Below are 20,325 nucleotides of genomic sequence, written 5' to 3'. Positions count from 1 at the left end.
CCCACGTCAACGTGGATCTTTCGAGACGAGGAACGTCCCATGAGCGTTGCGCTCCGCGGTGCCGCCGTACGCAGCGGTGCCGCCGTACGGAGCCGGGGCGCACGCGCCGGGCCGCTTGCCGCCGCTGGGCCTGCTCCCATCGCCGTACGCCGTCGGACCGCTCACCGCTCCCTCCGCGCCTGCCGCCGCCCGCCATCGCCCGCTGCGGGCGTGCGCCCGCCGCACCGCCACCCGGCGGCCACGGCGGGCGCACGAGGGGCACCACAGCGGGCACGAGGGACACGAGAGCTCTGTCGGCGTTCAGGCCGACGGGCACACCGCCCCGCCCCCGCGGCCTCACACCGCTGGCGCGTCCGGCCCGATCCGGTTCCGCACCGCCGACTGCACGTCGTCCTCCTCGGCGGGGTCGGCGGCGAGCCTGCGCAGTTGGGCGACGACGCGGGCGTCGCCGGTCTCGGCGTGGCGGGCGGCGACCTCGCGGGTGGACTCCTCGCAGTCCCAGAGGCACTCGACGGCGAAGCCGGAGGCGAAGGAGGGGTCCGTGGCGGCGAGCGCGCGGGCGGCGCGGCCGCGGAGGTGGGAGGAGGCGGTCTCGCGGTAGACGTGGCGCAGGACGGGGGCCGCGCAGGCGATGCCGAGGCGTCCCGCGCCGTCGACGAGCGGCCACAGGGCGGGCGCGTCCGGTCCGGCGCCGCGCACCGCCTCCCGTAGCGCGGCGAGGACCAGGGCGCTGTCCTGGGCGCCGCCGCGGCAGGCGAGGACGCGCCCGGCGGCGGCTCCGAGGGCGTCGGGGCGCCCGGCCCACTGGCGGGCCCGCTCGACGGCGGCGACGGAGCGCATCCGCTCGAAGGTCTCGGCCGCGACGTCCACGACGGCGGGGGACGGGCTCTGCGCCGCCTCTTCGATGAGGTCGAGCGCGTCGGGGTCGTGGGTGTCGGCCAGGTAGCGCAGGGCCGTGCCGCGGGCTCCGTCGGCGCCGTGCCGGGCGGCGGCGACGATCTCGGGGCGGTCCTCGGGTCCGGCGACGGCGCCCAGGCAGCGGGCGGCGGGCACGTGCAGGGCGGCGCCGCGCTCCAGGCCTTCCTGGGCCCAGGCGAGCACGGCCGCCACGCTCCAGCCGGGGCGCGGCCCGGATGGCTCCATCTGGCGCTGCCAGCGGTCGAAGGAGCCGCGCTCGCGGGCGGCCCGCACCCGGGCTCCGACGCCGGGGCGCGGGTCGTCGGCCCACAGTCGCCAGGGCCGGGGTTCGAAGGCGTCCCGCACGGCGGCGGCCAGGGCGGCCTCGCCCTCGGGGTCGTCGGGGAACCGGGCGAGCACGGGGGCCGCGAGGTCCCGCAGGCCCGCGTCGTCGTCGCGCAGCGCCAGCTCGTCCAGGGCCCAGGCCCAGTTCGCTCCGGACGCGGCGTACCTGCGCAGCAGCCGCAGGGCGTCGAGGCGGTCGTAGGACGCGAGGTGGCCGAGGACGGAGAGCGCGAGACCGGTGCGGCAGTCCTCCGTGACCAGGGCGTCCTCGGGGTCGAAGAGGTGGCGCTCGATGGCGTCGAGGTCGCCGTTCAGGTCCAGGTACAGGCGGGCGTAGTACAGCGAGCGGTTCTCCACCTGCCAGTCGTGCCGCGGGTCGTTCAGCACGCAGTGGTCGAGGGCGGAGAGCGCCTCGGGCCGGGGTGCGGTGAGCGCGTGCAGCGTGCCGTCGCCGCGGCCCCGCTGGAGCAGGCCGAGCAGCGTGCCACTGGGCGCTATGACCGGTTCGAACATGGGAAACACAGCCTCACATCAAGCGTCGACGCAACCGGGGATCTCAACTACCTGGCCGTGCGCCAACACGTCGGGCCGCCCGCCGTCTCTTGCTTGCTGAAGACCATTTTCCTCTGCCTCTCGTCGATGGCTCGGGGGATCCCGGACGCCAGGTCCGGGGCCGAGCCGCTCACGGCCGTGCGCTGCGGCAACTTCTGCCCCGACGTCGCGTCCGTGAATCACGTCGTCATGATGACCCAGCGGTTCCGCCCGCCGCGACCACATTTCCGGCGCCCCCGTCGCACCAGGTCGGCTACCCCGCTCAGGCGGCGCCGAACAGCGTGAGCAGCTCCGCCTTGCCGAACATCCGGGCGGTGTCGATGGCCGACGGCTGCCCCGCGGCCGGATCGGCGCCTCCGTCGAGCAGGGCCCGGACCACGTCGTCGGCGCCCTTGAAGACGGCTCCCGCGAGCGGCGTCTGGCCCTTGTCGTTGGCCCGGTTCGCGTCGGCGCCGCGCTCTAGGAGGGCGCGGACGGCGGCCGCGTGCCCGTGGTAGGCGGCCAGCATGACGAGCGTGTCCCCGTTGTCGTTGGTGAGGTCCGCGGAGACGCCCGCGTCGACGTACGCGGCGAGCGCCTGGGCGTCGCCGGTGCGCGCCAGGTCGAAGATCCTGCCCGCCAGCTCCACGACCTCGGGGTCGGGGGCTTCGCTCATCGTGCTGACCGCCTTTCGCGCTGCTTGGTGGACCGTGCTGTCCGGTGGTTCGTGCCGCTCAGTGACCCGTGCCCTACGGAGGGCCGTGCCGTCCCGCCGCCGCTCCGTACTGCGGCCGTACGAGTGAACCGACAGGGTACTGCCCGTCACGGCACCTGACCGACCGCGTGCACGGCGAAGCCCACACCGGGCGGAACGGGCCCCTCCGCCCCCCTGCCACCGTCTCGGCCACTCCCGCGGCCGCCAGCCCGGCACGCCGTCACGACCGCCACCCCGCCCCGGCCGTCACCCCGCCACCGCCGCCGTCACTGCTGTCACCGCTGCCACCCAGACACCCCGCCGCCGTCAGCCCGGACACGCGGAGCCATTAGGGGAAATATCGGGGATTTCCCCCATTTGCACCTCATTCCATATGGATACATGCTGTGAGCCTGGAAGTACTGATGGTGACTGTCCCCCTCGATCAGGAGAAACTCCCATGGTCCTGTCCATCTCCGGTGTCGTGCTGCTCGGCATCATCGTCTTCCTCTTCTTCCGCAAGGACGGGCTGAAGGCGTCCCACGCGCTGGTCTGCGCCCTCTTCGGCTTCTTCCTCGCGGGCACCGCCATCGCGCCGAGCATCAAGGCGGGCAGCGCGAGCCTCGCGAGCCTGCTCGGCGGGATCAAGTTCTGACGGTCGCCGACCGCCGACCCCTCACCACCAGGAGACCGACGTGGCCCGGCGCCCCCTCCCCGCATCCTGAGCACCGGCACGGCCCAGATCGCCCGGGGCCGGGAGCACCTCACCCGCAGCCGTGAGCTGGCCCGGTCGGCCGCGGACAGCGCCACCGACGTCCTCCATCCGCTCATCACGATCACCCGCGGACTGCGCCGCCTCGCCGGAGCCGGGCGGCGCAAGTGGGCGGCGACCCCCAAGGACCGCCGCGGCCCGCTGCTGTTCCTGGTGGCGTCCGTGATCCTCGTCGTCGCCCTCATTCCGTACGGTCCGCTGCTCGCCGTCATCAGCCTGATGGCGGCGGCGGCCTGGACCGGCCGGGAGCGCCCCGCGCCGGAGCCCACCGGCCCGGACGACGACCAGGTCCAGCGCCTGAGGTCCCTCTACGAGGCGCTGGTTCCGTACTTCTCCGTGCCGGAGGACCCGAGCCCGCTCTTCGCCCACGGCGGCGACTGGGAGCAGGCCTTTCCCGCGTACGAGTTCGACGACACGGGCCGGGTCTCCCATCTGGTGGTGCGCTACCCCGCGTACTTCACCGACGGCGAGCCAGCGTCCCGCGCGCGCATCGAGCAGTTGCTGCACGCCAAGTCGGGGCGCGGCCGCGAGTACCACTTCGCGTGGGACGAGGAGGGCAACGCGCTCACGGTGACGCTGCTCCCCCGCTGCCCACCGACATCGCCGCCCAGCGGTTCGTCACCTCCCCTGGCGAGACCGTGCTCGGCTTCACCGACCCCACCGCCGTCCAGCGCACGCTGCCGGTGACCGACGGCGAGGAGCAGCGCGACGTGCCCCCCGTGGTGTGGCGCACCGGCCCCCGCTCGACCGAGCCGCACCTGCTGGTCCTCGGCCAGCCCGGCAGCGGCACCACGACCCTGCTGCGCTCCCTCGCCCTCCAGGCCCTGCGCCACGGGGACGTCCTCGTCATCGAGGGCAGCGGCACCGGCGACCACGCGTGCCTCACCGGGCGCGACGGCGTCCTGGGGGTGGAGTGCGGGCTCTCCGGAGCGCTGACCAGCCTGGAGTGGGCCGCCCATGAGACGGAGCGGCGCCTGATCGCGGCGAACCGCGCCCGGCAGGCGGGCCACCCGCCGCCCGACGACATCAGACGCCCCCTGTGGATCCTGCTCGACCGCCCCGGCACTCTCGGCCACCTGGCCGCCGCCGACGGGCACCGCGACCCGCAGTCGCTGCTGTCCGTGCCGCTGCGGCACGGACGCGCCGCGGGCGTCACCGTCGTCGTCGCCGAGCAGTTCGACGCCCTGGACACCCTCAGCGACACCGTGCGCCAGCACACCCGCGCCCGGGTCGTCCTCGGCCCGGCCACGCCCGACCAACTGGACGCGGTCCTGGGCGCCCAGCCAGCCGCGCCACCCACGGCCCCCACGGCGGACCTGCCCCCAGGCCGCGGCTACGCCCGGCTCGGCGCGGGCCCGGTGCTCCGCCTCCAGGTCCCAGCGACCCCGGACCCGTACGACGACGCGACGAGCGAGGCGCACCGCCGAGCGGTCCTCGACCTGCTCCCGGAGCGCTCGAACCCGGCCGACGGCCCCCTCGCGGGGGCGCCGGAGCTCAGCGAGGAAGCGGCGGTCGCCGAAGGGTGACACCCGCCCCCGTACGGCACCCCACGGGCCCGCACAGCACGCCGCCCACCCCCGTACGGCACCAGACGTCCCCGCACAGCGCGCCACGCGCACCCACACGGCACGCCACGGGCGTGCGCCGCGCGGCGCACGCCCTCAGGCCACGAACGAATGCGTCGACTGCACCCCGGCGCCCGCCCCCGACTCAACGAGGCGCGCCGCCGCCGCGAGCCGCACGGCTGCCTCGTCGGCGACGGCCCCGCCGACCGTGAACGGCAGCCGCACATAGCCTTCGAAGGCGCCGTCCACGCCGAAGCGGGGCCCGGACGGCACCCGGACGCCGACGCGCTCGCCGACCTCGGCGAGGCGCGAGCCGGACAGGCCGCCGGTGCGCACCCACAGGGTCAGGCCGCCGCGCGGCACCTCGAACTCCCAGTGGGGCAGCTCCCTGCGGACGGCGGCGACCAGGGCGTCGCGGTTGTCGCGGGCCTGGGCCCTGCGGACGTCGACGGCCTCGCGCCAGCCGCCGGTGTTGAGCAGCCAGTTGACGGCCAGCTGCTCCAGGACGGGGGTGCCGAGGTCGGCGTACGCGCGGGCGGCCACCAGGCTGCGGATCACGTCGGGCGCGGCGCGCACCCAGCCGATGCGCATGCCCGCCCAGAAGGCCTTGCTCGCCGAGCCGACGGTGATGACGGTGGCGCCCGCGGGGTCGAAGCCGCAGACCGGGCGCGGCATGTCCACGTCGTCGTCCAGGCGCAGCTCGCTCATGGTCTCGTCGACGACGAGGACGGTTCCGGCGGAGCGGGCGGCGTCGACGAGCCCCCGGCGCTGGTCCTCGTCGGCGAGGGCACCGGTCGGGTTGTGGAAGTCGGCCACTACGTAGGCGAGGCGTGGCGCCGCGTCGCGCAGCACCTGCCGCCAGCGCTCCAGGTCCCAGCCGCCGAGCCCCTCGGACATGGCCACGGGCACCAGGCGCGCGCCCGCCTCGCGCATGAGCTGGAGGATGTTGGCGTACGACGGCGACTCGACGGCGATGCGCTCGCCGCGGCCCGCGAAGAGGTGGCAGATGGCGTCGATGGCGCCCATCGCGCCGGTGGTGACCATGATCTGCTCGGGCATGGTCGGTATGCCCCGCGCCGTGTAGCGCTCGGCGAGCATGGCGCGCAGGGCGGGCAGGCCCGCGGGGTAGTCGCCGTGGGTGTGGGCGTACGGGGGCAGCTCTTCGAGGGCGCCCTGGACGGAGCGGGTGAGCCAGGGCTCGGGTGCGGGCAGGGCCGCGCAGCCCAGGTCGATCATGGAGCCGAGCGCCTCGGGCGGCAGGGGCTCCAGGCCCCGCGCGGGCAGGGGGTTGCCCGCCGGTACGGCCGTCCAGCTGCCCGCTCCCCTGCGTGACTCCAGGAACCCCTCGGCGCGCAGCGCCTCGTAGGCGGCGGCGACGGTGGTGCGGCTCACGGACAGCGCGACGGCCAGCTCCCGCTCGGCGGGCAGGCGGGCGGCCACCGGGACGCGTCCTTCCAGGACGAGCAGCCGGATGCCGTCGGCGAGGGCGCGGTAGGCGGGCGGGCGGCGGGTGCCCGGGCCCGCGGGGCGCGGCTGCTGGGAGGTGAGCAGCCGGGCGAGCTGGGCCGATCCCACCGCCGATGTCCACTGAGCCATGATCCCAGTCCACCTTCATCGAATTGGCCATGGTTGGCGTCGTACGCCAAGCCACAGAGTGTCATGCGTCAGTCCACTACCACCACTGGGGGTATCCCTTGTCCACGGCGAAATCCGGCCCTTCGACCCCGCCGGATCCGGCAGACCCGGTGGATCCGGCGGACCCGGTGGATCCGGCCACGTCGGCGGACCCGGTCGCGCCAGCGGACCCGGCCGCGTCGGCGTCCCCGGTGCCAGAGGGCTCGGCGGCCCCCACGGAGCGGCCCGCGGCGCCGCGTCCCGGCGGCCGGAAGCTGCCGCGCCGCCTGACGCAGCTGTACGTGGGCCTCGCCCTGTACGGCGCCAGTTCGGCGCTGCTGCTGCGCTCGGGCCTCGGCCTGGAGCCGTGGAACGTGCTGCACCAGGGCCTGGCCGAGCGGACCGGGATGTCGATCGGCGTCGTACTGATCATCGTGGGCGCGGCGGTGCTGCTGCTGTGGATCCCGCTGCGGCAGCGGCCGGGCCTCGGCACGGTGTCCAACGTCTTCGTCGTGGGCCTCGCCCTGGACGGCACGCTGGCGCTCGTCCCGGACGCCCACGCCCTGGGGGTGCGGATTCCCCTCATGGTGGCGGGCATCGTCCTGAACGGCGTGGCGACCGGCCTGTACATCGCGGCCCGGTTCGGCCCCGGCCCGCGCGACGGCCTGATGACGGGGCTCCACCAGCGCACCGGCCGCTCCATCCGCCTGACGCGCACGTGCGTGGAGGTCGCGGTGGTCGTCACGGGCTTCGTGCTCGGCGGCACGCTGGGCGTCGGCACGGTCCTGTACGCGCTGACCATCGGGCCGCTCGCCCAGTTCTTCCTGCGTCTGTTCACCGTGCCCGCGCCGTCGGCCGGTGGCGCGGTGGCCGCCGGGGCGCCATCGCGGCGGGTGATACTTCAGCGGTGACCACGCGCGTACGCCATCCCTATCTCGACCATCCGGGGCCGCTGGCCTTCGCCCACCGCGGCGGGGCGGCGGACGGCCTGGAGAACACCGCCGCCGCGTTCCGGCGCTCCGTAGAGGCGGGCTATCGCTACGTAGAGACGGATGTGCACGCCACCGCGGACGGTCACCTCGTCGCCTTCCACGACGCCACGCTGGACCGGGTCACGGACGCCACGGGCCGGATCGCGGACCTGCCGTGGAGCGAGGTGCGCCGGGCGCGGGTGGCGGGCAGCGAGCCGGTGCCGCTCTTCGCGGACCTCCTTGAGGAGTTCCCCGACGTGCGCTGGAACGTGGACGTGAAGGCGGAGCCCGCGCTGCTGCCGCTGCTCGATCTGATCGAGCGGACCCGCTGCTGGGACCGGGTGTGCGTGGGCTCGTTCTCGGAGGGCCGGGTGGCGCGGGCGCAGCGGCTCGCGGGCCCCCGCCTTGCGACGTCGTTCGGCACGCGCGGCGTCCTCGGCCTGCGCCTGCGCTCGCTGGGCGTCCCCGCCACGCCCCGGATCTCGGCGGTGTGCGCCCAGGTGCCGGAGTGGCAGTCGGGCGTCCGGGTCGTCGACCACCGCTTCGTGCGCACCGCCCACGCGCGCGGCCTCCAGGTGCACGTGTGGACCGTCAACGAGGCGGACCGCATGCACGCCCTGCTCGACCTGGGGGTCGATGGCATCATGACGGATCACATCGAGACGCTGCGCGAGGTGCTCAAGGACCGGGGGACCTGGGTCTGACCGCCGACGGCGGCGGACCACGGGGAAGACGAGGGGTCACCGGTTGAGCACCGACACCGTGCGCGCGTCCGCGCCACGCGATCCGCAGGAGCCGCGGGAGGCCGCACGGCGCAGGCACGAGCAGCGCGGCTGGTACGTCTACGACTGGGCCTGCTCGGTCTACTCGACGAGCGTCCTGACCGTGTTCCTGGGGCCGTATCTGACGGAGGTCGCCAAGGCCGCGGCGGACGCGGATGGCCATGTGCACCCGCTGGGCATCCCCGTGCGGGCCGGTTCGTACTTCGCGTACGCGGTGTCGCTGTCCGTGGTGGTGTCGGTGCTGGTGATGCCGCTCGCGGCGGCCGCCGCCGACCGCACGGGGCGCAAGAAGCCCCTCCTCGGGGCGGCCGCGTACGTGGGCGCCGGGGCCACCGCGGCCATGTTCTTCGTCGCGGACGGCCGCTACCTCCTGGGCGGACTCCTCCTGATCGTCGCGAACGTGGCGCTCGCCGTGTCGATGGTGCTCTACAACGCCTATCTGCCGCAGATCGCGGAGCCCGAGGAGCGGGACGCGGTCTCCTCGCGCGGCTGGGCCTTCGGGTACGCGGCCGGGGCCCTGGTCCTGGTGGCGAACCTGGCCCTGTACCTGGGCCACGACCGCTTCGGGCTCTCCGAGGGCACGGCCGTGCGCATCTGCCTGGCGTCGGCGGGCCTGTGGTGGGGCGCGTTCACGCTGGTGCCGCTGCGGCGGCTGCGGGACCGGGGCGGGCCCGCGGCGGCCGGGCCCGGACAGGGACACGGCTGGCGGCAGCTGGCCGCGACGGTCCGCGACATGCGCCGCCACCCCCACACGCTCGCCTTCCTGCTGGCGTACCTCGTCTACAACGACGGCGTGCAGACGGTGATCACGCAGGCGTCGGTGTACGGCTCTCAGGAACTGGGCCTTGGGCAGTCGACGCTGATCGTGGCGGTCCTGCTGGTGCAGGTGCTCGCGGTGGCGGGCGCGCTGGCCCTCGGCAGGCTGGCGCGGGACCACGGGGCGAAGCGCGTGATCCTGGGCTCGCTGGTGGCGTGGACGGTGACGATCGGCGCCGGGTACTTCCTCCCGGCCGGGGCGCCGGTGTGGTTCTTCGTGCTCGCCGCCGGGATCGGGCTGGTGCTCGGCGGGACGCAGGCGCTGTCCCGCTCGCTCTTCTCCCATCTGGTGCCGCCGGGCAAGGAGGCGGAGTACTTCTCGGCGTACGAGATCAGCGACCGCGGCATGGCGTGGCTGGGCCCGCTGATCTTCGGCCTGACGTACCAGCTCACGGGGTCGTACCGGGACGCGATCGGCTCCCTGGTGGCCTTCTTCGTGATCGGTTTCGCGCTGCTCGCGCGGGTGCCGGTGCGCCGGGCGGTGCGGGCCGCGGGCAATCCCGTGCCGGACCGGATTTAACATCGGGCGGCGCGGGCCGGTAGTGTACGCCTTTGGCCTGCCAGGCGGACCGTTACTGCGCGCTGAGCACGCGGAAACGCGGAGTGACATCTGCTGCCAGATGTGACAAACCGGGCGCCTGTGGGTACAACAAGGGGCGGCATACGACGGCGACGCATGACCCGGAACGGGAATCTTTACCGCCGACCGGACGTTGTCCGGATGACGACGACAGCGACACCTGTCCTGTGGGCGACAAGCCCGGGAGGCACGATTCATGAGTGAGCGAGCTCTTCGCGGCACGCGCCTCGTGGTGACCAGCTACGAGACCGACCGCGGCATCGACCTGGCCCCGCGCCAGGCCGTGGAGTACGCATGCCAGAACGGACATCGTTTCGAGATGCCGTTCTCGGTGGAGGCGGAGATCCCGCCGGAGTGGGAGTGCAAGGTCTGCGGGGCCCAGGCACTTCTCGTGGACGGCGACGGACCGGAGGAGAAGAAGGGCAAGCCCGCGCGCACGCACTGGGACATGCTCATGGAGCGCCGTACGCGCGAAGAGCTGGAGGAGGTCCTTGAGGAGCGCCTCGCGGTTCTTCGCTCCGGTGCGATGAACATCGCGGTGCATCCGCGGGACAGCCGCAAGTCCGCCTAGGCGCGCGGCGATTCAGCAGTACGACGAGGGCGGGCCCACTGCGTTGCAGTGGGCCCGCCCTCGTCGTGTCGTCACCGGCAGGGGCCGAGCCCGTCCGGCGGTCGCCGTCAGCGGGGAAGCTGGGGGTCGTCCGGGCGCGGGCCGCGCGGGGGCTGGTCGTCGCGGATGACCTCGCCCTGCACCACCTTGCCGTCAGACTGCCGCATGCGGGCCTGCTGGAAGGCGTCCCCCAGGCCGCCCAGCTTCCGCTCGACGGCCCGCTCCGCGGACCGGCTGAGGGCCCTCTGCAGCGGCGGCACGAGCAGCAGCAGCCCGAGGGCGTCGGAGATCAGGCCCGGCAGGATGAGCAGCAGGCCGCCGAGCATCGTCAGGGCGCTGCCGCCGCCCTGGTCGGGCGCGGGGGCGAGCCCGCTCTGCTGCTGCCGCAGCGCCTCGCTCAGGTTCCTGAACGCGCGGCGACCGGCCCGCTTGATGACGTACGAACCGAGCACCAGGCCGCCCACGAGCAGCAGAAGCACCGTGACGCCGCTGGTCGCGCCCGCCACGAGGGTCAGCAGCCAGATCTCCAGGACCAGCCACGCGGCGACGCCGAGGGGCAGGAACCTGAGGGCGCGGGAGCGCCGGGGCCGGGCGGGGGTCGTGAAGGGAGGCGGTGCGCCAGTCGTCATGCTCCCAGTGTGCCTGGCCCCGCCTCAGACCGGGATAAGCGGGGTGATCAGGAGCGAGCGGGGCGATCAGCGGGGGTCGGCGGGCCTGCGGCCGATGACCTTGCCGACGCGCTCCCCCACACCCCACGCCGTGACCCGCCACAGCGCCTCGGCGACGATGTCCCGGCTCATCTTGCTGTCGCCCAGCTCCCGCTCGACGAAGGTGATGGGCACCTCCACCACGTGGTAGCCCGCCTTCACGGCGCGGCGGGCCAGGTCGACCTGGAAGCAGTAGCCCTGCGAGGCCACGTCGCCGAGGCCGAGGCCTTCGAGGGTCTCGCGCCGGAACGCGCGGTAGCCGCCGGTGACGTCACGGATCGGCACGTCGAGCAGGAGCCGGGAGTAGGTGCTGCCGCCGCGGGAGAGGAACTCGCGGGACCTGGGCCAGTTGACGACGCGCCCGCCGGGCACCCAGCGCGAGCCGAGCACCAGGTCGGCGCCCTTCAGGGCGGTGAGCAGGCGCGGCAGCTCCTCGGGCTGGTGGGAGCCGTCGGCGTCCATCTCGACCAGGACGCCGTAGCCGTGCTCCAGGCCCCAGGAGAAGCCCGCGAGGTAGGCGGCGCCCAGGCCCTCCTTGCCCTTGCGGTGCAGCACATGGACCTGGTCGTCGTCGCCCGCCAGCTCGTCGGCGATCTTGCCGGTGCCGTCGGGGCTGTTGTCGTCGGCGACCAGGACGTGCGCCTCGGGCACGGCGGCGCGCACCCGGCCGACGATGGCCTGGATGTTCTCCGCCTCGTTGTAGGTCGGGATGATCACCAAGGCCTGGCCGAGCGGGCCGAACTGCCGCCCCGCCTCCGCTGCTCCGCTGGTCCCGCCGCCGTTGCTCACTACTGCCCCTTCGTTCGTACGCAGGGGACCACCATAGTGGCCCGGGCCTGGGCGGTTGCGCCGCCACGGGCGTCGGGGGACCGGGCGGGCGCCGCGCGCGCAGGAGCGATCCTGCGGGTCGGGGCCCGGCACCCTTCGGGCCGGCCTGGGAACCGCTGGCTGCGGGTCGACCGAGAGCCGTTGTCTACTGAGCGTCCGGGCCCCACCCGGGTCGCACCGCCCCGAGCTCGCGAGGAGCAGGAGGGACGCCCTGTCCGGCGGTGACGTTCCCGCCTCCGCGTCGCAGGCACTGGACCTGGCTCCCTGTGGCGGTGCGCCGGTGCGGCACCCCGCCCGTGACCCAGCGGCGTTCGACGACCGCGTGGAGGGCTCGCCGGTCAGACGTCCTGTGGTGGACGCGGCCGAAACTACCCGTCGACGGCCGCCGTCTGTCAATAGCCCTCTGACCTGCGGTGCCGTCGTAGATCAGCAGGTCAGTGGCAAGGGGGCGGGGGCGGTGCGACGCGCCGCGTGGGCCCGTTCGGAGCCGCCCCGCCCCCGCCCGGTCACTCGTCCGGCCCCACGTAGACGGTGCGTCCGCCGACCACGGTGCGCAGGCAGACCGGCAGGTCGGCGCCGGGCGTGAGGTCGGGCAGGCCGGGGGTGCCGGAGCGCGGGTCGGTGGACCAGCGGGCCACCCGGTCGTCCGGCGTCTGCACGAGCAGCTCGCCGGTGCGCCACACGGCGTAGTCCGCGGGGGCGCCCGGCACCAGGACGCCCGCGTCGTCACGGCCGATGGCGCGCCAGCCGCCCCGGGTGTGGGCGGTGAACGCGGCGCGCACGGACACGCGGTGCTCCGGAGTGCGGTGGAAGGCCGCGGCGCGGACGGTGCCCCAGGGGTCGAGCGGGGTCACGGGGCTGTCGGAGCCGAAGGCCAGCGGCACCCCGGCGCGCAGCAGGGCCGCGTACGGGTTGAGGGTGCGGGCCCGCTCGGCGCCCAGGCGCTCGGCGTACATGCCGTCGCCGCCCCACAGCGCGTCGAAGGCGGGCTGCACGGACGCGGTGAGGCCGAACTCGGCGAACGCGGCGACGGTCTCGGGAGTGAGCATCTCGGCGTGCTCGACGCGGTGGCGGGCGGCGCGGACGCGGGCCAGGCCGACCGTGTCGGCGGCGGCGCGCAGGCCCTCGATCACGGCGGTCACGGCGGCGTCGCCGATCGCGTGGAAGCCCGCCTGGAGCCCGGCCCCGGCGCAGGCGACGACGTGGTCGGCGACGTCCGCGGCGGTCAGGTAGGTGTTCCCGGTGGCGTCGGCGTCGGCGTACGGCTCGTGCAGCCAGGCGGTGTGCGAGCCGAGCGCGCCGTCCACGAACAGGTCACCGGCGGCGCCCGCGGCGCCGAGGTCCCGCGCGCGGGCGACGCCGTCGGCGCCCCGCTCGCCCCAGTAGCCGACGACGCGCGGGCCCGCCTCCTCGGCGGCGAGGCGCAGCAGCGCGGTGAAGTCGTCCTCTCCGGAGATGGTGGGCCCCGCGCACTCGTGGACGGAGCCGATGCCGAGGGACGCGGCGCGGCGGAGCGCGGCGCGCTGGGCCTCGGCGCGCTGGAGCGGCGTGAGGGCGCCGTGGGCGGCGTCCCGGACCAGGTGGTGGGCGTCGGCGGTCAGCGGCCCGTCGGCGGCGAACCCGGCCGCGTCGGCGACGCCCGGCACCAGGTCGAGGAGCGCGGTGCTGACGACGGCGGAGTGGACGTCGATGCGCGACAGGTACAGCGGACGTCCGCCGGTGGCCTCGTCCAGCTCCGCGCGCGTGGGCGGCCGTCCGCCGGGCCAGCGGGCGGCGTCCCAGCCGTGGCCGAGCAGCACGCGGTCGTGCGGGCGCGCGGCGGCGTACGCGCGCACGAGGGCGAGCGCCTCGTCCAGGGTGCGGGCGCCGGAGACATCGAGTCCGGTCAGGGCGAGACCGGTGCTCGTCGTGTGCACGTGCGCGTCCGTGAACGCCGGGGTGACCAGGGCGCCGTCGAGGTGGACGACCTCGTCGACGCCGTCGGCGAAGGCGTCGGCGGCACCTTCGGAGCCGACCCAGGCGACCTGGCCGCGTTCGATGACCATCGCGGTCGCGAAGGGGTCGGCGGGGCTGTGGACTTCTCCGCCGCGCAGCAGGACGGTGCGCTGTCCGCTGTCGGGGGTGTGGCGCTCGCTCATGGGGAACAGTCTCGCGCCTGGGCGGGGGCGGCAGGTCGCCGGGGGTGGCCCGGGGCGCCCGCGCGGCGGAAGGCGGCGCGGGACGCGGCGTCAGCTCCAGGGCGGCAGGGCCCTCGTACGGAGTGAGTCAGATCCGGGGCCGCCGGGCCTCGTACGGAGTGAGTCAGATGCGGGGCGGCCGGGCCTCGTACGGAGTGGAGAGGACCACCGTCGTGTGCGTGGACACCCCGGCGAGCGAGCGCAGCCGGGCCAGGAGGTTCTCCAGCTCGTGGGGGGTGGCGACGCGGACCTTCAGCAGGTAGTTCTCGGCGCCCGCCACGCTGTGGCAGGCCTCGATCTCGGGCACGCCCGCGAGGCGCTCGGCGATGTCGTCGGGGGCGCTGGGGTCGAACGGCTTCACCGCGATGAACGCCGTGAGCGGCAGGCCCACGGCCTCGGGGTCGACGACCGCGGCGTACCCGCGGATCACCCCGCGCTGCTCCAGCCTGCGCACCCGCTGGTGCACGGCCGACGTGGACAGGCCCGTGGCCTTGCCCAGGTCGGTGTAGCTCATCCGCCCGTCCTTGACGAGCAGCTCCACGATCTGTCGGTCCAGCTCCTCCATGCGCAGAACCTACAGTGCCCTTGATCCCCACGGGTACTTGAGTGACGTCGAGCGAGCCTGAAGAACCGTTCCGGCGCCCCGCGCACGGGCCCACGGCCCCCCGAAGGGCGGCCCCGCCCTTCCGTAGGGGGCGTTCCACCGGAGCGTCCCGTACGCCACCGCGCGCGGGCTCCGCGCTCCGGCGGCGCCCCGGGCGCGGCGGCACCTTCACCCGGCATGTGACGAACGCCACATACAGCTGGCCGTGTCCGTAGAGATGCCGCGATTACCCGAAGGACCGGGCGGGAAGTGCTTGCTGTGGTCGAGGCCGCAGTGCCTTGTCGGCCCACCCGAGGGGGAGATTTCCATGCAGAACCTGAAGCGCCCCGGTCGTTCCGCGCGCCGCAAGCAGCAGTCCGTCGAGCTCGAGCCCGCGCCGGAGGGCGTCGAACCCGTCGACGCGCTCCAGGCGTCCGACGCCACCGCCGACGACGAGTTCGACCTCTACGACACCTTCGAGATGTACCGCGTGACCTGCCCGGACTGCGGGCAGCCCATCGCGCTGCTCGCGGACGAGGACATCCTGCCCGAGCACGCCCTGTGCCCCACTCCGTGGAACCCCTTCGGGCTCACCGTCTGCGCGGGCACGGGCCGCGCGGCGTCGGAGGCCGAGTCCGCCGACGAGTCCCCCTGCTCCAGGAGCAGGACACGGCCCTGCTGCTCACGCTGCCCCAGGGCCTGGACTGGCGCACCCAGCCGTTCTCGCACGTGGGCGGCCCCGGTTCGCGCCCGATCCGGGTGCCCCGGCAGCAGCCGCGCCGCGCCGCGGCCTGACCGCCCGTCACCTCGCGGTTCCCCGCCTCACCAGTAGTCGCCGCGCACCATCGCCGCGAGGCTGGCGCGGTGCGGGATCAGCGCGTCGGGGTCGTCCGGCGGCGTCACCTCCCCGAAGTGCACCTGGCGGTGGGCGACGCGCAGCATGACGATCGCGTGCCGCAGCGCGGCGTACAGGGTGAAGAAGTCCATGGCGCGCGGCCGGTGGCCGGTCAGCTCCGCGTACCGCTCCTCGACCCGGTCGCGGCGCAGGAAGTCCGGCAGCCCCGGCTGCCCCAGGCTCACCGTCAGGTCCTGGAAGAACCGGTGCAGGTACACGGTCCAGCCGAGGTCCACCTCGCGCGGGCCCGTGCAGGCCATCTCCCAGTCGAGGACGGCCACGGGTTCGAACCCGGCGTAGACGACGTTGCCGACGCGGGCGTCGCCCCAGTTGACCACGGTCTCGCCGGGGTCGCAGGGCCACAGCTCCTCGACGCGGGCGAAGGCGCTCTCGATGAGGGGTGAGCGCGGCAACCCGGTCACCACCCAGTCGTAGTAGGCGCGTTGGGCCGTGACGTGGCGGCGCAGCGGGTCGCCCTGGCCCGGGAGGTCCAGGAACGCGGCGCGGTCGAGGGGCGCCTGGTCGTGCAGGCGCGCGAGGACGCCGATCGTCGCGTCCTCCAGGCGCGTCCGCTCGGCGTCGCTCGCGGCGTGCAGCCAGTTGCCCTCGTACGTGTACGGCAGCACGTCCGGCGGCACCCGGCCGAAGGCGCGCTCCATGACGAAGAACGGCGCGCCGAGCGGCCCGGGGTCCTCCTCCAGCCAGAGCACGCGCGGCACGGGCACATCGGTGTGCTCGGCGACCAGGCGCATCGTGCGGTACTGCCGGGGCATGTCGTACACGGGGAAGACCGTGTACGCCGCCGGGTCGGCCGCCAGTCGCAGCACGCAGGCCCGGGCGGGCGGCCGGGGGTGGTCGACGGTGAACAGCAGGGTCTCGCTCGACATGCCGTTGGCCGCGGGCACGGACACGTCCACGGCCCGCGCGCCGGGCAGCTTCGTGCCGAGCCAGGCGGTGAGGCGGCGGGCCAGCTCGTCGGGGTCCCGGGTGGTGGTGCGGGGCCGGGGTGCCGTGGCCATGTGCGCGCTCCTCTCGGGGCGGCCCGCGGGCGCCGCGGGGCCGTGTGGCGGCGCGTGCGGTCAGGGCGCCACCGCGTCGAAGCCGGTGAAGCCGCTCGGGTCGTGGCGGCCGAAGGTGCCGTGCTCGAACACCCCGTGGCCGACGCGGCCGTCGAGCGTGCAGCGCGCCGCGTGGTCGGTCACGCCGTACCCGGCGAGGGGGTGGGCCGCCGGGTCCGACAGGTCGTAGGCGCGGCGGTCGCACCAGGACCGGCCGCGCCAGGTGCCGTGCTGCCAGTCGTCGGCGGGCGGATAGCCCGCGCCGACGGCGAGCGGCAGGGAGGTGAGAACCTCGACGCCCAGCTCCAGCGGCTCGCGGCCGTCGGGGCCGGTGAGGTGGACGACGGCGCTCCGCGGCTGCCGGGTGCCCCGCCGGTAGCTGATGTCGGCCCGCGGCCAGCCCAGTTGGCGGTCGCGGTGGCCGGGGCGGACGAGGGTGGCGTCGTTCAGGGTCCGGTAGCCGTCGGCGTCCTCCTGGACGATGACCATCAGGAAGCGGTCGTCGAACCGCACCGGGCACCAGATCCAGTGGAACCCCTCGGTGGCGAACTCCTCGGCCAGGCGCCCGCCGTCCTCACCGGGCAGGGGTCGCACGCCCCAACTGCGGTCACGGGTCGCCGTCCAGCGGTCCGCGGTGACCGGTAGGGTGTCACCGCCGACGCGGATCGTCCCTGCGCAGCGGCCCGCCTGCACGAAGCGGCGGCCTTCGAGCGTGAGGCGGCCACCGCGGCGCTGGACGTGGTGCGGCTCCCACAGCGCCGGGAAGTCGGCGGTCCAGGTGAGGTCGTACGCGAGCGAGTCGGCGTCGTCCGGGTCGGCGGCGCAGCTGAGGCGCAGCGTCCGCAGCGGTTCGTCGACGGCGATGCGCAGCGGGCCGACCGCCAGGTCCGTACGGTCGTCGCCCAGCGCGTCGGACGCGCGTACGGCGTGCACCGTATCGCCGATGCGCAGAGTGGCGTACGCGTCGATGACACCGGTGTTCGGATAGACACCCAGACCGAGGACGAGCAGGGCGCGGCCGTCGTGGTCGAAGACCTGGAAGATACAGCGGTCGTAGGCGTTGCGGTCGCCGGTGGCGACGTGCTTCATCGACAGCGGCACCTGGTGGACGGGGTACTCGTCGAGCGGCACGGGACGGTCGTCCGGCACGGCACACCTCCCCGGGAGCAGGGCAGTTGACGGCGCCCGGGTCTTGCGGCGCGCAGTTGACGGTACGTCAGATGCCGTGCCGGGGCCATACGCGTGCCGGGTCCGCGCCCCCGGCTCGCCCCGGTTTTGTCCGAGCCCCTCGCGCGCGGCGGCGCGGGCGCGGTGCGGCGCGCGCGGCCCGCGGCGGCGCGGCCTGAACTCACGCTCGATTCGACCCGATGGTGACCTGCTCGCGGTGGCGCGCGTTGGCCGGACATGACGACCCCCACACATGCTCCGTCAGGCCACCGCAGGCGGGCGCTCACGTCAGGTCCCGGTTCCGCAGAATCGGTTCCTCGCCCGTCCCAGTATTCACCACAGCCGCCGTACGCACAGTCGCCTCCCTATGCCCCGCAGCCGCAGCCGTCCCCTCCCCCGCCCCAGCCGACCCAGCCCCAGGACCCGCCGATCTACCGGGCCCTGCTGCGCCACTGGGCCGAGCGCGGCCGGACGCTGCCGGGCCGCCAGGACCCGGAGTGGGTGCGCCTCGCGGAGCCCACCGTGCGGACGGGTCAGTTCGGCGGGCGGTTCGGGATGGCCCGCGAGCCGTGGTTCGGGGACCGGCGCGCGACGCCGTTCGGCGAGGGGCAGGGGGCCTTCGGCGCGGGCGGGAGCGGCGGCGGGCAGGGCACGTACGGCGCGGGGGGCAGCGGACAGAACGCGTACGGCGGCGACAGGGGCAGCGAACAGAGCGCGTACGGCAGCGGCGGGCAGAGCGCGTACGGCGGGCCCGTCACCGGCTCGTACCGCCCCGGTGACGGCGGGGGCGCCTTCGACACCGGCGGGGGCGGGCAGCCGTACCAGGCGGGCGGCGGCGGGCAGTTCGGGCCGCCCCGGGAGACCTCGTTCGCGCCGGGCACGGGCCCCGCGCGGCACCCGGGCGGCGGGGACACCGGCTACGGCGAGCGCCGGGACGCGCCGCCCGCCGCGGGCGGGGAGGCGGCGCTCGGCGCGGGCGGGGACACCACGTACAGCGCGGGCGGGGACAGCGCGTACGGCGCGGGCCGCGACGGTCGGTACGGATCGCCCCGCAGGCCCCTGGCCGACCCCGCCCGGGACGGCCGCCACGAAGGGCGGGCCGAGCCCCGGCCCGCCCCGGAGTCCGTCCCGGACACCACGTTCGGCTTCCGGCTGCCCTCTCCGGAGAGCGGTCCGGACCCGCGGGTCAGCGCGAGTCAGGACCAGCGAGGTGACGGGCGATGACCATCCGCTGGATCTGATTGGTGCCCTCGACGATCTGGAGCACCTTGGCCTCGCGCATGAACCGCTCGACGGGGAAGTCCGCGGTGTAGCCGTAGCCGCCGAGGACCTGTACGGCGTCCGTCGTCACCTTCATCGCGGCGTCCGTGCACAGGAGCTTGGCCATGGCGGCCTGCTTGGAGAACGGCCTGCCCGCGTCCCGCAGCCGGGCCGCCGCCAGATACAGCGCCCGTCCGGCCTCGATCTGCGTCGCCATGTCGGCGAGCATGAAGCGCAGGCCCTGGAAGTCGGCGATGGGGCGGCCGAACTGCCGCCGCTCCTTGGCGTACCCGAGCGCCGCGTCGAACGCCGCCTGGGCCACGCCGATCGCGCACGCCGCGATCCCGAGCCGCCCCGAGTCAAGGGCGGAGAGCGCGATCGCGAAGCCCTGCCCCTCGTCGCCGACGCGCCGGGCGTCCGGCACCCGTACGCCGTCGAAGTGGAGCTGCGAGGTGGGCGAGCCCTTCATGCCCATCTTCTTCTCGGGCGCGGCGGCGCTCAGGCCCTCGGCGTCGCCCGGCACCAGGAAGGCCGTGACGCCGTGCGCGCCCTCGCCGCCGGTGCGGGCGAGGACGGTGTAGAAGTCCGCGACGCCGCCGTGCGTGATCCACGCCTTGGTGCCCGTGATGACCCAGTCGTCGCCCTCGCGCACGGCCCTGGTGCGCAGGGACGCGGCGTCCGACCCGGAGGACGGCTCGGAGAGGCAGTAGGCGCCGAGGAGCCCGCCGCCGAGCATGGCGGGCAGGTGCTCGGCCTGCTGGGCCTTGCTGCCGTAGCCCGCGAGCGCGTGGCAGGCGAGGGAGTGCACGCTGACGCCGAGGCCGACGGTCAGGCGCGCGGCGGCGAGTTCTTCGAGGACCTGGAGGTACACCTCGTACGGCTGGTCGCCGCCGCCGAAGGCCGAGTCGTAGGGAAGGCCGAGCAGGCCCGCCTCGGAGAGCAGCGCGAAGAGTTCGCGCGGGAAGCGGCCCGTCTCCTCCTCGGCGGCCGCGTGCGGGGCGATCTCCCGTTGGATCAGATCGCGTACGAGTGCCAGCAGGTCCCTGGCCTCCTCGGTGGGAAGCTGACGCTCCACCGGCTGCGGGGCTGCCTCGGGCATCGTGCTCACCTCTCCCTTGTCGTCCCTCGTCGCCCGTTGTCGGACGCTTGCTGCGGACACGCGCACGGGGTGTGGCGCCGCCGCCGGGTAGCCGCCGGGCCGATGGTGCCCCTCCGGGTCTCGGAAGCGGCTGACCAGCGGCTGCGGCGCGTCGAGTATGCCTGATCGGCGGCATGGCGTCACGGGTTCTCCCGTACGGCATCCGATCTTCGCCGGGCGTTGTCCGGTCCAGCGGTACGCGGGGCCGTACGCCCCCGGCGTGGACACAAGCGGAATCCGGATTGGTCCGAACCATTGACGCACTGGTCTAGTCCTCCTAGAGTCCAGCGCCATCGGGTTTTCCGCGTTCATGCCAACTCGCCGGGCCGCGGCGG

Annotated in this window: 16 protein-coding genes and 2 pseudogenes; 8 read left to right on the top strand and 10 right to left on the bottom strand. The window is 74.9% G+C overall.

Going from position 1 to position 20,325, the window contains the following annotated elements:
• Positions 1–336 precede the first annotated feature (336 nt).
• Together ACOBQU_RS32640 and ACOBQU_RS32635 are read right to left on the bottom strand one after the other, a co-directional pair.
• Positions 337–1,755 carry a HEAT repeat domain-containing protein gene (locus ACOBQU_RS32640; protein WP_423632137.1) on the bottom strand — a complete coding sequence of 473 codons (1,419 nt, stop codon included), beginning with the start codon at positions 1,753–1,755 and terminating at the stop codon, positions 337–339.
• A gap of 301 nt (positions 1,756–2,056) precedes the next feature.
• Positions 2,057–2,449, bottom strand: coding sequence for an ankyrin repeat domain-containing protein (locus tag ACOBQU_RS32635; protein ID WP_423632135.1), 393 nt, complete (start codon positions 2,447–2,449; stop codon positions 2,057–2,059).
• 478 nt (positions 2,450–2,927) lie between these two features.
• On the opposite strand from ACOBQU_RS32635, the gene ACOBQU_RS32630 reads away from it, so the two are divergent.
• Both ACOBQU_RS32630 and ACOBQU_RS32625 read left to right on the top strand, forming a co-directional pair.
• A complete protein-coding gene (locus ACOBQU_RS32630) occupies positions 2,928–3,122 on the top strand; it encodes a hypothetical protein (RefSeq protein WP_030560547.1) in 195 nt (64 codons plus the stop codon).
• 66 nt (positions 3,123–3,188) lie between these two features.
• A pseudogene (locus ACOBQU_RS32625) lies at positions 3,189–4,765 on the top strand (hypothetical protein).
• Positions 4,766–4,900: 135 nt separating this feature from the next.
• On the opposite strand, the gene ACOBQU_RS32620 reads toward ACOBQU_RS32625, so the two are convergent.
• On the bottom strand, positions 4,901–6,400 hold the full coding sequence (locus ACOBQU_RS32620; RefSeq protein ID WP_423632132.1) for a PLP-dependent aminotransferase family protein: 1,500 nt from the start codon (positions 6,398–6,400) through the stop codon (positions 4,901–4,903).
• Positions 6,401–6,630: 230 nt separating this feature from the next.
• Here ACOBQU_RS32620 and ACOBQU_RS32615 point away from each other — a divergent pair, with 230 nt between their 5' ends.
• From ACOBQU_RS32615 to ACOBQU_RS32600, 4 genes are all read left to right on the top strand, one after another.
• Positions 6,631–7,329, top strand: a complete 699-nt coding sequence (locus ACOBQU_RS32615; RefSeq protein WP_423634856.1) for a YczE/YyaS/YitT family protein — start codon at positions 6,631–6,633, stop codon at positions 7,327–7,329.
• Entirely contained in the window at positions 7,326–8,093 is a 768-nt protein-coding gene (locus ACOBQU_RS32610) for a glycerophosphodiester phosphodiesterase (RefSeq protein WP_423632130.1), read from the top strand. Before ACOBQU_RS32615 ends, ACOBQU_RS32610 begins: the two co-directional genes overlap by 4 nt.
• 43 nt (positions 8,094–8,136) lie before the next feature.
• On the top strand, positions 8,137–9,507 hold the full coding sequence (locus ACOBQU_RS32605) for an MFS transporter (RefSeq protein WP_423632128.1): 1,371 nt from the start codon (positions 8,137–8,139) through the stop codon (positions 9,505–9,507).
• A 256-nt stretch (positions 9,508–9,763) separates the two neighbouring features.
• Positions 9,764–10,138 (top strand): RNA polymerase-binding protein RbpA, encoded by a 375-nt coding sequence (locus ACOBQU_RS32600; protein WP_030360404.1) that lies wholly within the window; start codon positions 9,764–9,766, stop codon positions 10,136–10,138.
• Positions 10,139–10,245: 107 nt separating this feature from the next.
• Here the strand turns inward: ACOBQU_RS32600 and fxsA are convergent, their stop codons facing one another.
• From fxsA to ACOBQU_RS32580, 4 genes are all read right to left on the bottom strand, one after another.
• Entirely contained in the window at positions 10,246–10,806 is a 561-nt protein-coding gene (fxsA, locus tag ACOBQU_RS32595) for an FxsA family membrane protein (protein ID WP_423632126.1), read from the bottom strand.
• 66 nt (positions 10,807–10,872) lie between these two features.
• Positions 10,873–11,673, bottom strand: coding sequence for a polyprenol monophosphomannose synthase (locus ACOBQU_RS32590; RefSeq protein ID WP_423632124.1), 801 nt, complete (start codon positions 11,671–11,673; stop codon positions 10,873–10,875).
• A 545-nt stretch (positions 11,674–12,218) separates the two neighbouring features.
• A complete protein-coding gene (locus ACOBQU_RS32585) occupies positions 12,219–13,850 on the bottom strand; it encodes an amidohydrolase (protein WP_423632122.1) in 1,632 nt (543 codons plus the stop codon).
• Between the two features lie 163 nt (positions 13,851–14,013).
• Positions 14,014–14,454: an Lrp/AsnC family transcriptional regulator gene (locus tag ACOBQU_RS32580; protein ID WP_423632120.1), complete on the bottom strand. Its 441-nt coding sequence runs from the start codon at positions 14,452–14,454 to the stop codon at positions 14,014–14,016.
• A gap of 346 nt (positions 14,455–14,800) precedes the next feature.
• Here ACOBQU_RS32580 and ACOBQU_RS32575 point away from each other — a divergent pair.
• Positions 14,801–15,267: pseudogene (locus ACOBQU_RS32575) on the top strand (hypothetical protein).
• Between the two features lie 27 nt (positions 15,268–15,294).
• Here the strand turns inward: ACOBQU_RS32575 and ACOBQU_RS32570 are convergent.
• Together ACOBQU_RS32570 and ACOBQU_RS32565 are read right to left on the bottom strand one after the other, a co-directional pair.
• The gene (locus tag ACOBQU_RS32570; protein WP_423632118.1) at positions 15,295–16,386 is read right to left on the bottom strand and encodes a phosphotransferase family protein; all 1,092 of its coding nucleotides are present in this window, start codon (positions 16,384–16,386) and stop codon (positions 15,295–15,297) included.
• Between the two features lie 60 nt (positions 16,387–16,446).
• A complete protein-coding gene (locus ACOBQU_RS32565; RefSeq protein ID WP_423632116.1) occupies positions 16,447–17,574 on the bottom strand; it encodes a hypothetical protein in 1,128 nt (375 codons plus the stop codon).
• A 540-nt stretch (positions 17,575–18,114) separates the two neighbouring features.
• Here ACOBQU_RS32565 and ACOBQU_RS32560 point away from each other — a divergent pair.
• Positions 18,115–18,816: a hypothetical protein gene (locus ACOBQU_RS32560; protein ID WP_423632114.1), complete on the top strand. Its 702-nt coding sequence runs from the start codon at positions 18,115–18,117 to the stop codon at positions 18,814–18,816.
• Here the strand turns inward: ACOBQU_RS32560 and ACOBQU_RS32555 are convergent.
• Positions 18,779–19,951, bottom strand: coding sequence for an acyl-CoA dehydrogenase family protein (locus ACOBQU_RS32555; protein WP_423632112.1), 1,173 nt, complete (start codon positions 19,949–19,951; stop codon positions 18,779–18,781). The two genes, ACOBQU_RS32560 and ACOBQU_RS32555, sit on opposite strands and share 38 nt — an antisense overlap.
• Positions 19,952–20,325 lie beyond the last annotated feature (374 nt).

The sequence above is a fragment of the Streptomyces sp. G45 genome, from assembly GCF_049542095.1.
Taxonomy (GTDB): Bacteria; Actinomycetota; Actinomycetes; order Streptomycetales; family Streptomycetaceae; genus Streptomyces.
Note: the sequence above shows the minus strand (reverse complement) of the source record. Positions and strands in the feature narration are given on the sequence as shown.

Excerpts from the sequence above, each read along its gene's own strand:
- ACOBQU_RS32640 (WP_423632137.1), bottom strand. The coding sequence starts at position 1,755 with ATGTTCGAACCGGTCATAGCGCCCAGTGGCACGCTGCTCGGCCTGCTC.
- ACOBQU_RS32635 (WP_423632135.1), bottom strand. The coding sequence starts at position 2,449 with ATGAGCGAAGCCCCCGACCCCGAGGTCGTGGAGCTGGCGGGCAGGATC.
- ACOBQU_RS32630 (WP_030560547.1), top strand. The coding sequence starts at position 2,928 with ATGGTCCTGTCCATCTCCGGTGTCGTGCTGCTCGGCATCATCGTCTTC.
- ACOBQU_RS32620 (WP_423632132.1), bottom strand. The coding sequence starts at position 6,400 with ATGGCTCAGTGGACATCGGCGGTGGGATCGGCCCAGCTCGCCCGGCTG.
- ACOBQU_RS32600 (WP_030360404.1), top strand. The coding sequence starts at position 9,764 with ATGAGTGAGCGAGCTCTTCGCGGCACGCGCCTCGTGGTGACCAGCTAC.
- fxsA (WP_423632126.1), bottom strand. The coding sequence starts at position 10,806 with ATGACGACTGGCGCACCGCCTCCCTTCACGACCCCCGCCCGGCCCCGG.
- ACOBQU_RS32585 (WP_423632122.1), bottom strand. The coding sequence starts at position 13,850 with ATGAGCGAGCGCCACACCCCCGACAGCGGACAGCGCACCGTCCTGCTG.
- ACOBQU_RS32580 (WP_423632120.1), bottom strand. The coding sequence starts at position 14,454 with ATGGAGGAGCTGGACCGACAGATCGTGGAGCTGCTCGTCAAGGACGGG.
- ACOBQU_RS32570 (WP_423632118.1), bottom strand. The coding sequence starts at position 16,386 with ATGGCCACGGCACCCCGGCCCCGCACCACCACCCGGGACCCCGACGAG.
- ACOBQU_RS32555 (WP_423632112.1), bottom strand. The coding sequence starts at position 19,951 with ATGCCCGAGGCAGCCCCGCAGCCGGTGGAGCGTCAGCTTCCCACCGAG.